At 57.7% G+C, this 12289-nt stretch carries 12 protein-coding genes; 4 read left to right on the forward strand and 8 right to left on the reverse strand.

Annotated features, from left to right (window positions below; all coding sequences use genetic code 11):
- Window positions 1-22: 22 nt before the first annotated feature.
- Window positions 23-1027, forward strand: a complete 1005-nt coding sequence (locus C5F70_RS01875) for a hypothetical protein (protein WP_256588342.1) — start codon at window positions 23-25, stop codon at window positions 1025-1027.
- A gap of 127 nt (window positions 1028-1154) precedes the next feature.
- Here the strand turns inward: C5F70_RS01875 and C5F70_RS01880 are convergent, their stop codons facing one another.
- Window positions 1155-2384, reverse strand: a complete 1230-nt coding sequence (locus C5F70_RS01880) for a hypothetical protein (RefSeq protein WP_104902634.1) — start codon at window positions 2382-2384, stop codon at window positions 1155-1157.
- A 1411-nt stretch (window positions 2385-3795) separates the two neighbouring features.
- Between C5F70_RS01880 and C5F70_RS01885 the strand changes: the two genes are divergently transcribed.
- On the forward strand, window positions 3796-5388 hold the full coding sequence (locus tag C5F70_RS01885) for a sensor domain-containing diguanylate cyclase (RefSeq protein WP_104902635.1): 1593 nt from the start codon (window positions 3796-3798) through the stop codon (window positions 5386-5388).
- Here C5F70_RS01885 and C5F70_RS01890 read toward each other — a convergent pair.
- From C5F70_RS01890 to C5F70_RS01915, 6 genes are all read right to left on the reverse strand, one after another.
- Window positions 5385-6425, reverse strand: a complete 1041-nt coding sequence (locus C5F70_RS01890; protein WP_104902636.1) for a DMT family transporter — start codon at window positions 6423-6425, stop codon at window positions 5385-5387. The genes C5F70_RS01885 and C5F70_RS01890 overlap by 4 nt on opposite strands.
- Window positions 6426-6502: 77 nt before the next feature.
- Complete coding sequence (locus tag C5F70_RS01895) at window positions 6503-6838, reverse strand: hypothetical protein (protein ID WP_046382401.1); 336 nt, start codon at window positions 6836-6838, stop codon at window positions 6503-6505.
- A 93-nt stretch (window positions 6839-6931) separates the two neighbouring features.
- On the reverse strand, window positions 6932-7285 hold the full coding sequence (locus C5F70_RS01900; protein WP_017848493.1) for a gamma-glutamylcyclotransferase family protein: 354 nt from the start codon (window positions 7283-7285) through the stop codon (window positions 6932-6934).
- A gap of 18 nt (window positions 7286-7303) precedes the next feature.
- The gene (locus tag C5F70_RS01905) at window positions 7304-7963 is read right to left on the reverse strand and encodes a M24 family metallopeptidase (protein WP_046489354.1); all 660 of its coding nucleotides are present in this window, start codon (window positions 7961-7963) and stop codon (window positions 7304-7306) included.
- Window positions 7964-8040: 77 nt separating this feature from the next.
- Entirely contained in the window at window positions 8041-8619 is a 579-nt protein-coding gene (locus tag C5F70_RS01910) for a DUF4337 domain-containing protein (protein WP_017848491.1), read from the reverse strand.
- A gap of 54 nt (window positions 8620-8673) precedes the next feature.
- Window positions 8674-9558 (reverse strand): LysR family transcriptional regulator, encoded by an 885-nt coding sequence (locus C5F70_RS01915; RefSeq protein WP_104902637.1) that lies wholly within the window; start codon window positions 9556-9558, stop codon window positions 8674-8676.
- A 93-nt stretch (window positions 9559-9651) separates the two neighbouring features.
- Here C5F70_RS01915 and C5F70_RS01920 point away from each other — a divergent pair, with 93 nt between their 5' ends.
- A complete protein-coding gene (locus C5F70_RS01920) occupies window positions 9652-10620 on the forward strand; it encodes an NAD-dependent epimerase/dehydratase family protein (protein ID WP_104902638.1) in 969 nt (322 codons plus the stop codon).
- Window positions 10621-10710: 90 nt separating this feature from the next.
- Complete coding sequence (locus C5F70_RS01925) at window positions 10711-11400, forward strand: HAD-IA family hydrolase (protein WP_017848488.1); 690 nt, start codon at window positions 10711-10713, stop codon at window positions 11398-11400.
- 18 nt (window positions 11401-11418) lie between these two features.
- Here C5F70_RS01925 and C5F70_RS01930 read toward each other — a convergent pair whose 3' ends face one another.
- Window positions 11419-12165, reverse strand: coding sequence for a 3-oxoacyl-ACP reductase family protein (locus tag C5F70_RS01930; protein ID WP_017848487.1), 747 nt, complete (start codon window positions 12163-12165; stop codon window positions 11419-11421).
- Window positions 12166-12289 lie beyond the last annotated feature (124 nt).

The following is a 12289-nucleotide window of genomic DNA, read 5'->3' on the forward strand; positions in this document are numbered from 1 at the left end:
GGCGGATCATGTTCGCGCTGGTGTGGCCCATCTGCTCCGCGATCCAGTCAACCGATGCCACACCGGTGGTGAGCAACTGGCTGGCGTAGGTGTGTCGGCACTGGCCAGGACCGCGATAACGAACGCCGGCCGCTTTCAAGTGCGCTTTGAAGAACCTGTCCCTCACGACAAAGTCGCTGACGTGTGGCAGGCCGCTCTTGGTGTTCAGGAAGACGAAGTGCAGCTTGTGCTTGCGAATGGTCTTGTTGTCCCGCTCGACGACATCGACCGTGTCCACAGTCTTGAGTTGGTTGATGGCGTCCAGTTGCCGCTGCCCACCGGTGGCGAAGAGATGGGCATCTATGCCTTTCCGGAAGAGGGCACCCAAGTTGTGGTGTGCTTTGCCTACGGCCTGCCGCACAAGCCCTATATCCAAACGATCCTGCCCCACGGGTTGAGCATGCCCAGCGTGCCGAAGGGCGACCAGGTGTGGCAGCACAGCGAAGCCTGTCAGCAGCGCGTTGACGCCGATGGCAACTGGCTGCGCCAGACTGACGGCAAGATCCGGGACAAGGCGATCGAGCGGGAAGTAGAGGCTATGGGGAATATTGAGACGTTCCAGAATCACACCAGGACGGTGGACGACCATTCCACTGAGTCAGTGGGTGGAATCAAGACGATCGAGGCGCTGGGCGCTCTCAAGCTGCTGTCGGGTGGATCTGCAAGCCTGGCTGCGGTGGATGATCTGCACCAGGCGACCGGGCGCGACTTGAACCTGGTGGTGGGACAGAAGCACAACGCCACGGTGGGCGGGGATATGGAGGAAAGGATTGAGGGGATGCGTGAGAGTGTGGCGGCGGTCAGCCAGCGGCTGGTGGCGCCTAAGACTTGGCTGGGGTCCGAAGGAACCAACGTGCTGCAGGTGTTGTGTGATTTGCTGGACTTGGTAGAGCAGATGAATACTCAAATAGCCATACACATCCATGCACCAAATCACCCCCCCGGCAACGCCACGGTATTCACTATGGCGTCAGCTACCGCCAACTGACAATCCGAAAAATTGAAAACTATTACAGGCTGACGTAGCTTTTTCGGCAGCCGACTCTGGATGCTAAAATACCTTTAGTATTCTGAGGGCAGAAAGGCATTATTGCCGTAATTGATGTGCTTGTGCGCTAAACTTGGAGTTGAAGTGCTCTAAGTTTGTCGTCGATGTAAGAAAGCGGGTCGCGCCCCGTTGCTCTAAGGTCAATAAGCTGCAAGATATCATTTTCATCTAGTATTATTATCTCTTCATGCTTGCTTAGCATTCGATGATAGATGTGCCGGTGAGCATTTGTTTTTGCTCCTTTTCGCGAAAGAATGATTCCGAAACGTCCGAAATATTTTTGCTCTTGTATGTAGCTATAAAAAGTATCTAAGTGACTTATCGATAGCTCGTCCGCATAATTTTTTGCGTCGAACAATATGTATTTGCTTCCGCGCTTAAGTAGGTCGCTCAAGAATCTATGCTTTGGAGCTCTATTGTCTATTATGAAGTCTCTTCTTCTAACGCTGCTATAGTTTGGTATCTGTTCCATTAGCTTGAAGTCTTCATATTCTGAGGCGAATATGAAGTTTAATATTTCGATGCTCAGCGCTTCAAATGCCCCTCCAGTAGATAGCGGTAAATTCACCAAGTTTTTTTTGAGTATGTAAGGTGTCGTCGCCTCACCGGAGCGCAGTTCGTCAATTATCGCAAAAACTTTCTTGTTTTTTATTTTTAGAGATTTCAAATATATAAAAGTGCTATGGGAGAATGCTGGCTCTAGTTTTAGCATTCCCATAAGGTTTCGCTTATTAAATGCATGCGTTGAGTTTTTGCAAACATACATGACTTTTCCTACCCTGTTGCTTTTATATGTGAACTCACTCTGTTCGGCGTTATCCGGTAGAAATATGATCGAGTTTTCATTAAGTGTTGCCGCGAATATTGAACTCGCCTGGTTAAAATTAGCCTCTGAGTAGTTAATAACTATATGGTCTGAATTTTTTGTAATTCGTGTATCGCGATATACTCCAGAGAGCAGCTCAAAAAAATGCTCTGCTAAGTGCTGGTATTCTAATTTTGTCGCGACAAGATCCAAAAAAGCTTGTTGTGCAAAGGTGGTTGATAGATGGTCGAGATCTAGGTATGCGGAGCTACATGTGGAAATTAAAGTTTTGCTGTCAATGGCTTTGTAACTGAGTTCTAGTTTTGTTAATTGTTGGTTGGTTGCGTTGAATTTTTCTACGCTTAGTGAGTTAAAGTAGTAGCTGTAGGCGGGTAAAAGTTTGGATAATTTATTTTTTAAAGCCGTGAAGTACGGGGAGGTGATCTCTCCGGCGCTTTTAAAGATTGGAGCTAGTTCAAATTCGGATGCCATGTGCAATTCCCTTTTTGCGGTATCTGAGGTGTGGCTCATTTAGGACCGCTTCTGTTTGCCTATGAGGCTGTTTTTTAACCAGAGTATTGGAGTAGTGAGATCTTGGTTCAGCAGTCAGATGAAATGTTAACCGAGCTAGTGCTAAAAGGCAGAGGGAGAAGAAAAAAACTCCAGGAAAAGCACTTATCCCCCTCCCGCCGACGGGCTTTGTGTCCCTTTTTTGTGCAAATGGGGAGTGGGGTGCAAACGGTGCCCCCGCCCAAGCCCGCTGCGGGGTCTGGGGGCTGTTTCGCAATTGCACAGAGTGCAAGGCTTTGCAAAAAAATGCAGTGGTCTTGCACATGCGTCACGGGGCAGCAGGGGAGTGGTCACCCAGGCGAGGTGCCCGGTTTACGGGGACTATGGTTGTGAAAACCTGCGGCAAGCGGTGTTTTCGTTTTCGGAACCGTTTATATCAAGGGTCAACCCGCCGCTGTCGAACCCTACGCAAAAACGACTGTAAGACCCAGCCTGTCCGGGTTTCCAGCATTCTGAGGCATTTCACGGCATCACCATCAATTTTAGGCCGTCAGTACCAATCAAGAGTGTGTGGAAAAACACGCCGAAACGATGGGCGCATGGCTATTTTCCAGGCGCGGGATGGGAAAAGGGTAATTTTAGTAATCGGTAAGTCAGAATGGGCTGGAGCCCTTATAGGACGTGGCTTTCAGCCATTACCTTGGAGGGTAATATAAGGTAACGAGAGAGGTAATATTTTGTTCAAGTCCCCATTTTACTGGGTTTGGCGGCTGACTGGCATTACTAGCTCTGAAAGTAATTTTCTAACCACTTACTTACCTAATTATTACCTCTATAAAACTATATCAACTACTTGATTTTATTAGGGTTTATCCGATTTTTCGCAGAACATTACCAAAATTACCTTTTTCCCATTCCTCAATATAAATCGGTGCAGATGCAGTGCTTGTCTTCTCTCGCACCAACCTGGCGCAAAACCCATGGGACTGACATGGGACTGGCGATACCCATTTTTTCCAAGAGCAGCAGGGCTGCAGCCCTTGTAAACCGGGGGGGGGTGTGTAGGATGCCGCTCGCGGGTAGTTTCGAATCTCTCCTTCACCGCCACATTCTGCAAACACAAACCCCTGATTTTCCTAGAGAAAGTCGGGGGTTTGTGGTTTCTTGCGGCTGAAAAAAAGGCCATATAGGCCCAATGTGGGACTGACGCTGTTTTTTTCCGTCAGCCTTCGGACACGCCCGCTCGGCGCGTTCAGAATTGGCAGGTGGGCTTCCAGGCTGGTTAAGCGGGCTGCTTCGGTCAACGATGGTCGAAGAGGTGCCTGCGAAAACAAGGACGATTCATCCTGCATCGAATCGTTTGCAATTCTTCCGCCCATCCGGACTGCGTAATATGACCACCCGACCGAAGCCGAAACTCAACCTTCGTATTCTGATTCTTATCTTTGTAATGCTTTCGGCAATCGCAACCCTGGCCAACAGTTTTTGGGTGACGTTCACGATTCAGAAGCAGGAGTTGATCGAGAATGCGCTGGAAGTGAACAAGGCCTACGCCTCTCGGATCGCTCGGAGTGTGGAGCAGGTACTCAATTCCGACCTCGATAAATTGAAATACAGCTCGTTCGTCATTGGCAAAGCGTTTGGCGATAAGCAGAATTTGACGGAGGAAGTCCAGCGACTGTTTGGGCAAGACGCCAGTTTCAACTCCGTGTTGATCGCCGATGCTGCGGGGACAATCATTGCCTCGGCTCCCGAAAACCTCCACCTCGATGGGCGCACGCTGCAACACCGCGAGCCTCTCAGCCTTCGCGTGCCGATAATCAGCAACGCGTTCAAGTCCATGGCTGGCAATCTGGTGGTCTTTGTCAGCCACCCCATATTCGACGCGAAAGGAGAGTACCTGGGGTTGATCGGGGGCAGTGTCCGACTTGAGCAGAGGAATACGCTCCAGGCGCTGATGGACACCAATGTGCGCAAGGACGGGGCGCATGTCTATCTTGTCGACAGCGCCCGCCGGGTGCTCTATCACTCCGATCCCGAGCACATCGGGACAGTCGCAGGAAAGGGGTTGATCGACGACGCGGCGCTCAGTCACGATGGGGGAACATTGCAGGCGATAGATGCCGATGGCGTGCAAATGCTCGCCGGTTTCGCCAGGGTGCCCATCAGCGGTTGGGGGGTGATCTCGCAGCAGCCGCTCGATAACATCCAAGCCATCCTGCGACACACCATGGCCAAGGTGGCGCAGGGCATCGCGCCGCTGGCGCTGTTCGGAATCGTGTTGATCTGGTGGCTGGGCGCGCGAATCTCGGTGCCGTTGTCCAGGCTTGCCGATTGCGCCAAACGGCTGGACTCACCGGACAGCTACGAACGTATCAGCGCAATCCCGACGCGCTATTTCGAAAGCTGGCAGATTCGCAGAGCGCTGCTGCTCGGCGCCACCCTGCTGCAGGAAAAGATCGGCAAACTCAACCAGCAAGCGCAAACCGACGCGTTGACCGGGCTGGCCAATCGCCGGGCGATGCAGGACGTTCTGTTGCGCTGGCAGGATGCCTACAAGGCGTTCGCGGTCGTGTCCATGGACATCGATCACTTCAAGCGCGTGAACGATACATTTGGCCATGGTGTGGGCGATGAAACGCTGCGCGCCATTGCGAGGCTCATGCAGCAGAATTCACGGTCCAACGACCTGCCTTGTCGGGTCGGTGGCGAGGAGTTCGTATTGTTGTTACCCAATAGTTCACTTCAGGTTGCAACGGATGTCGCCGAGCGACTGCGTGCCTCGATCGATGCCGCCAACATCGAAACGGTCGGGCACATCACCGTTTCGCTGGGCGTCGCGCTATGGCATCCCGGTGGCGATTCGATATCCGCTGTGCTGGAGAGGGCTGATCAGCTTTTGTATCAGGCCAAGCAAAGCGGGCGTAATCGGGTGGTAGCGGAGCAGGCTCGATGGGAGGCTGTGGCTATCGGGTCAAGCCTTTAATGCCGATGCCGATGATGAATATCCGGAAAATGTGGATGGCTATGCTTGATCGGGCTATGGGTATGCAGGTGACTGTGCGGCATCGCCGGGTCCCACTCGAACGGGTGTTCATGTTGATGGTGCTCATCATGGACATGCCGATGCCCGTGTTCCGTCGCCTCATGCTGATGTGCATGGGCGTGGCGCTCGGTCAGGTGCAGCCACACCCCGGCGGCCATCAGCGCTGCTGCAATCCAGAACGCGCCGGTCACCGACTCGCCCAGCACCAGCAAGGCCAGCGCGGCGCCGAGGAACGGCGCGGTAGAGAAATAAGCGCCGGTACGCGCACTGCCCAGCCCGCGTAAGGCCAGCACAAACAGCACCAGGCTGATGCCATAGCCGAGAAACCCGACCAGCAAGATCGGCACGAGCTGCGCCAGGCCGGGGATCTGCGCGCCGAGATACAGCGCCAGGCTGCAGTTGACCACGCCCGCGATCAAGCCTTTGGCGCCAGCGATAAACAATGCGTCCGAGGCCGACACTTTGCGTGTCAGGTTGTTATCGATGCCCCAGCACAGGCAGGCCACCGCCACGGCGAGCGGCCCGGTCCAATCGTGGCTGTCGGCGCCGCCTTGGGGCCATGACAACGCCACGCCACCCAGCACAATCGCAATCATCCCGAGGACGATGCGACGGTCTGCGTTTTCCCTGAACACAAGCCAGGCGATCAACGCGGTCAATACCGATTCAAGGTTGAGCATCAGCGATGCGGTGGCGCCCGAGGTGCGGGTCAGGCCGAACATCAGGGCCACGGGCCCGAGGATGCCGCCGAACGCAATGGCGCCGAGCAGCCAGGGCCATTCGGAGGGGGTCAAGCCGGTGGGGGTCCAGCCGCGATCGCGGATCAGGCGCACGATGGCGAGTCCGGCACCGCTGCCGAGGTAAAGCAGGCCTGCGAGCAGCACGGGCGAGAGGCCCAGGCCGAGGCTTTTGGCGAGCGGGGTGCTGGCGCCGAACAGCGCGGCGGCGGCGAGTGCGTAAAGGATACTGAGGTTCATGGGCCATCCTCGAAAGGTTGGCCCATGATACGTCGCTTGCTCAGGTCAAATCCCGCGCAAATAGAGCAACGTCCGGCTTAGTGTGCAGTTTTCAGCTTGACCACATCACCGGAGATCTTGGTGGTGTAACCGCTCAGCACCCAAGCCCAGAACCATTTTTCCTGGACTTCGGTATTGATCAGCGCGTCGCCACCTTTTGCCTGGATGGCAGCCGTCTGGGCGCGGACGAAACGGCTGTTCTGGCCGATCGGGATAACACCGAACAGCATGATGCCGGTGGCGCTGGCTTCACTGTGACCCAGCACGGTGTATTGGCTGCTGTCGTATTGCGGGGATTTGATGGCGGTGCCGGTGCAGCCGGCGAGGGTGAAACCGAGAACAGCTGCTGCAACCACTTTACTGACGTACTTCACTGAGTAACTCCATGGACTGAATCCCGAGATTCAATTCTCGGGGGGCGATACTCTAAACGCTCCTGTAACATATTGAAATCAATCGCCCATCGTTCAGGCCTGCACATACACCCAAGCTGTGAGGCCCGATGCCAGCGCCACGCTGACTCGCTTGTAGTCGGACACTTCATACGCATCCGCCGCCGCCAACTCCTGCTCGCTAATCTGAAACACCATGCCTTCAACGCTGGCGCCTTGTTCGGTGCTCGGCGCGACGATCGGGTGGTGGGTCTTGCCACTGGTGGCCAGCACTTGCGGGTCAGTAATTTCTACCCAGTTTTTTGAGTAGCCCAACATGGCGTCGTGCTGGCCTGTCAGCTCTCGGCCAAAGTTGGCGAGTTGGACGGCTTTGTCCTGGAGGGTGCCGTAGGAAAACAACAGCACGGGAAATTCGGTGTAGCGTTCCATTCTGGTTCCTTTGAACGATTAAGCGAGGAGGTCTTCATAGAATGCGCCATACGGCTTGCTCGGGTGAGCGATCTGAATCTCCAGAATCCACAACCCTGCATTCGGGTAGTGCTCGAAGTCGCCGAGGTCGCCGCCACGATGGATCGCGTGGGGAAAGTCGCTGACGCGGTGGCCCTTGATGTCGAGGTTCAACTGCCAGCCCATGGCCTGGGCTTGTGCCTCGGCGTAGCGGTAGAGTTCGAGGCCGATGACCTGGTCGTTTTTCCAGCGCGCTTGCACGCGGTCGAACAGCGCTTTGGCCGCGTTGGCGCAGGCGATCATGTCCGGGTCGGTGCCGGTGCTGAAGGTGGCCCCCGCGTCGCCTTCGTGACCTTGCCAGACGGCGCCCATGTCGATGAAGAAAATGTCGTTTTCACCCAGTACCGGGTCGCCGTCGGAGCGTTGCTTGAAGGTCTTGAGGGTATTGGCGCCGAAGCGCACCAGCAGCGGGTGCCAGATGCGCTGCATGTCGAGGTCGGCGAGGACGTGTTTGCCCAACTCGCGCGCTTCGGATTCGAGCATGCCGGGGCGGATGCGTTGGGCCAGTTGTTCGATGGCCTGCCAGGTCATGGCCTGGGCATAGCGCATGGATTCGATGCTGTAGGCGGCGCCCACGGCTTCTTTGGGTTGTGCGGACACCGGTATCTCCTTGTGCGGTGGCTAGCGTTATGCAGTTTACTATATAGCGACAGGTGTTGGGCGCCCAAGCGAAATTATCAGAAATGCAACCCCGCCAGGCCACCCAGCACCAAGGCCACACCGCCTGCCGTATACGACAGGCGCTTCAACCATTCCTTGCGCGTCAACAACGTGATCGCCGCCAACGAAATCGCGATCTGAATCGCCGTCATTGCCTGGGCCCAGCGGTGATGCTGGTGCAGGGCTTCTTCGGATTTCTGATCCCATTCCCGTGAGGTTGCCTCCAGCTTTTCGGCCTGTTTGCGCACGTCTTCCTTCTGGCCCTTGTAGCGCTCGCTCTCATCCTTGTAATGCGCGGCGTCCACACCGGGAATATGGGTAGCCAGTTCCGCCAGGTTTTGCCGGCTGGATTTGGCCTGGTAGTAGTTCCACTGGTTGGCGGCTTCGGTCTTGAAAATGGCAGCGTTGTTCTTGTCCATCGCCGCTTCGCTTTCGGTGGAGCCGGCCTGGTAGCTGAGCATGGCGCCAAGGGTGGCCATCAGCGCGGTCATCACGGCAATGCGGCTGGCGAAATTGTCGCCGCGCGCGTGGGCATGTTCGGTGGTGTGTTCGATGTGTTTTTCGTGGGGGCTGGGGACTTCGAAGGCTTCGGTCATGGCGGCGGCTGTGAAGGGATTGAGGGATTTTCATTGTTCCTCAGCGAAGCTGTCTCAATCCTGTATGTAACGTTGCAAACCCGCCACCAGCGCATCAAACGTCGCCCGGCAGCGCGGGCTGTTGCGCAGGTCTTCGTGCATGGTGACCCAGGTGTCGAGTTTGAGCGCGAATGCCTCCGGCAGCACCCGACGCAGGCGCGTGTCTTGTTGGGCCAGCTTGACCTGGCATCCGCCGATGCCGGCGCCGGCACGGATCAGCGCCAGTTGCGCCAGGTCGCTGTCGCTGCTGAGGGCGAAGGTGCCGCGCTCGAAGCCTTTGACGGCCAGGCTGCGGATAAACGCGTTTTCCCGGTCGTAGCCGATCACCGCGTGGTCGCTCAGGTCTTTCAACTCTTGCGGCGTACCGTGCTGGTGCAGGTAATCGTCGCGGGCGTGCAGGCCGACTTCGATCAGGCCGATGCGCTGTGCCAGCAATTGCTCCTGGCTGGGGCGGACCATCCGCACGGCGATGTCGGCTTCCAATTGCAGCAGGTCGCTCAGGCGGTTGGTCAGGACCAGTTCGACCTTGAGCTGAGGATGCTGTTGGCGCAACCGCGTGATGATCGGTGGCAGTACTTCCACGCCGACCACTTCACTGGCGGAGACACGCACCACGCCGCGCACTTTGTCGCCCTGGGAGGAGGCGCTGCGTTCCAGGGCGGCGGCCATGCGCTCCATGGTCTCGGCGTGGGCCCTCATGGTGTGAGCCACTGCCGTCGGCAGCAGGCCGGTGGGGGAGCGAGTGAACAGCACCACGCCCAGGGCCGTTTCCAGCGCGGCAATGTGCCGACCGACGGTGGGCTGTGTGATGCCGAGCTGCCGTGCGGCCCCTGACAGCGATCCTTCCTTGAGTACGCCAAGAAACGATCGGTAAAGCTCCCAACCAATGTTCAATGCCATGCGTAAATGTATAGCGTCTGGATGGTCTTCGGCAATTCCTCTATAACCAGGCTACGAACAGAATGGCCGCTCCAACCAATGTGGGAGCGGGTGATGAGCAAGGTACTGGTATTGGGTGCAACCGGCGGTATCGGCGGCGAAGTGGCGCGACAGTTGAGCGTGGCGGGCTGGCAGGTGTGTGCGTTGACCCGGGATGTCGCCAAGGCCCGTAGCCAGAATGCCGCCTATACCTGGCTCAAAGGCGATGCGCTCAATCGCCAGGACGTCATCGCTGCCGCCCGTGGCTGCGCGGTGATCGTCCATGGGGTGAACCCGCCGGGCTATCGCAATTGGGCCGAGCAGGTGTTGCCGATGATCGACAACACCATTGCAGCCGCCATCGCCGAGCGCGCGACCATCGTGTTGCCCGGCACGCTTTACAACTTCGGGCCGGATGCGTTCCCGGTGCTTTCCGAAGACTCACCCCAGCACCCGCTGACCCGCAAGGGCGCGATACGTGTGCAACTGGAGCAGCGCTTGCTTCAGTCTTCCCGCGAGGGCGCTCGTGTAGTGATCGTGCGTGCCGGGGATTTTTTCGGCGCCGGAGCGGCCAACAACTGGTTCTCCCAAGGCCTGGTCAAACCCGGTAAACCGGTGCGCGCGGTCAGCGCCCCAGGTGCGCCAGGCGTCGCCCACCAATGGGCTTACCTGCCGGATGTGGCGCGCACCATGCTCGAGTTGATTGAGCGCCGCGCCGCCCTCGACGCTTTTGCCTGCTTTCATATGGCCGGGCACGTGGACAGTGATGGCACGCAGATGAGCCAGGCGATCCAGCGCGTAGTGTTACGCAGGACGGGCCTGCAACCGCGTGTAGGCGTATTTCCCTGGTGGCTGTTGACGTTGGCTGCGCCGTTTGTCGTGACCTTTCGCGAGATACAGGAGATGCGTTATCTGTGGCAAACCCCCTTGCGTATGGATAACCAACGCTTGCTTGCGGCCCTGGGCCACGAACCCCATACGCCGTTGGAGCACGCGGTGGAGGCCGCATTGACCCGCCTGGGCTGCCTGCCCACGCCGGCCTGATCAGGCGTACAGCCTAAAGGGTTGCCTGCCGACAAGCGTGGCCGTTATTGTGCTGAATCCTTTTAGTCCTACCTCCAGGGTTTCGTCACGATGAATGCACCGCGTAGCGCAGTCGGTCCGATCAAGGCCGTGATTTTCGATATGGACGGCTTGTTGCTGGATACCGAAGGCATCTACACCGAAGTGACGCAGATCATCGCCGAACGCTTCGGGCGTACCTATGACTGGGGGATCAAACAGCACATCATCGGGCGCGGGGCCCAGGACCTGGCCGACTACGTGGTCAAGGCGCTGGACCTGCCGATCACGGCGGCTGAGTTCCTCGAAATCCGTGAGCCGCTGATGAGCGAGCGTTTCCCCAGGGCGTTGGGCATGCCCGGCGCCGAAGCGTTGGTACGGCACCTGAACGCGCACAATATTCCGATTGCGGTGGGCACCAGTTCGTCGCGCAACTCCTTTGGCCACAAGACCACGCTGCACCGCGAATGGTTTGGCCTGTTCGGCACCATCGTCACGGCTGACGACCCGGAAGTCGGTGCCGCCAAACCCGCGCCGGACATCTTCCTCACCGCCGCGCGGCGCCTGGGCATCGCGCCGCAAGATTGCCTGGTGTTTGAAGACTCACCGTTCGGCGTCACCGCAGCAAAGGCGGCCCGGATGACCGCCATCGCCGTGCCCGACGAAGCCATGGCCGACAGCAAGTACCACCACGCCGACCAGATCATCCGCAAACTCGCGGACTTCGACCTCGCCGCCTACGGCCTGCCGCCCATGTCCTGACCCGGCGCCTACAGGCGGTTATGCGCTGAAGCCACCGTCGATGGTCAGGCTGGCCCCGGTGATGTAACCCGCTTCCGGCCCGGCCAGGTAGGCCACAAAGCTGGCGATCTCCTCGACATGGCCATAACGGCCCACCGCCATCAACCCGATCAGGCTCTCGGCGAACTCACTGTTCGCCGGGTTCATGTCGGTGTCCACCGGCCCTGGCTGCACGTTGTTAATGGTGATGCCACGTGGCCCCAGGTCCCGCGCCAGGCCCTTGGTCAGGCCGACCAGCGCCGCCTTGCTCATCGCATACGGCCCGCCGCCGCCAAAGGGCATGCGTTCGGCGTTGGTGCTGCCGATGTTGATCACGCGGCCGCCTTCGCCCATGTGCTTGGCCGCTTCCTGAGTGGCGATGAATACGCTGCGCACGTTGATTGCCAGGGTCTGGTCGAAGTCCTCCAGTTTGAAGTCTTCCAGCGGCGCGATGGCCAGCACGCCGGCGTTGTTCACCAGGATATCCAGGCGCCCAAAGGCTTGGACCGTGGCGTTGACCGCGTTGCGAATCGCCGTGGCATCGGCGCTGTCGGCCTGAATCGCCAGGGCTTTGCCGCCGGCGCTGATCACGCTGTTCTGCAGTTCTGCGGCCTTGGCGGCGGAACTGACGTAGGTAAAGGCGACGGCCGCACCTTGTGCTGCAAGACGCTTGACGATGGCGGCGCCGATGCCGCGTGAGCCGCCTTGAATCAAGGCAACTTTGCCGCTGAGGTTCTGGGTAGTCATGTTGATCTCCTCACTGTTCAAGGCGGGATGCCTTGTGGATGCAGCCGAGTATCGACCTCACCCGCCGCTGTCGGTAGACCCGGATTGCTATAGTCTGTGTAAACCAAAAGTTTAGAGTGGGCGG

Origin of the sequence: Pseudomonas sp. LH1G9, from assembly GCF_002949975.1 — a bacterium.
Taxonomy (GTDB): Bacteria; Pseudomonadota; Gammaproteobacteria; order Pseudomonadales; family Pseudomonadaceae; genus Aquipseudomonas; species Aquipseudomonas veronii.

Excerpts from the sequence above, each read along its gene's own strand:
- C5F70_RS01880 (WP_104902634.1), bottom strand. The coding sequence starts at position 2,384 with ATGGCATCCGAATTTGAACTAGCTCCAATCTTTAAAAGCGCCGGAGAG.
- C5F70_RS01885 (WP_104902635.1), top strand. The coding sequence starts at position 3,796 with ATGACCACCCGACCGAAGCCGAAACTCAACCTTCGTATTCTGATTCTT.
- C5F70_RS01890 (WP_104902636.1), bottom strand. The coding sequence starts at position 6,425 with ATGAACCTCAGTATCCTTTACGCACTCGCCGCCGCCGCGCTGTTCGGC.
- C5F70_RS01900 (WP_017848493.1), bottom strand. The coding sequence starts at position 7,285 with ATGGAACGCTACACCGAATTTCCCGTGCTGTTGTTTTCCTACGGCACC.
- C5F70_RS01910 (WP_017848491.1), bottom strand. The coding sequence starts at position 8,619 with ATGACCGAAGCCTTCGAAGTCCCCAGCCCCCACGAAAAACACATCGAA.
- C5F70_RS01915 (WP_104902637.1), bottom strand. The coding sequence starts at position 9,558 with ATGGCATTGAACATTGGTTGGGAGCTTTACCGATCGTTTCTTGGCGTA.
- C5F70_RS01920 (WP_104902638.1), top strand. The coding sequence starts at position 9,652 with ATGAGCAAGGTACTGGTATTGGGTGCAACCGGCGGTATCGGCGGCGAA.
- C5F70_RS01925 (WP_017848488.1), top strand. The coding sequence starts at position 10,711 with ATGAATGCACCGCGTAGCGCAGTCGGTCCGATCAAGGCCGTGATTTTC.
- C5F70_RS01930 (WP_017848487.1), bottom strand. The coding sequence starts at position 12,165 with ATGACTACCCAGAACCTCAGCGGCAAAGTTGCCTTGATTCAAGGCGGC.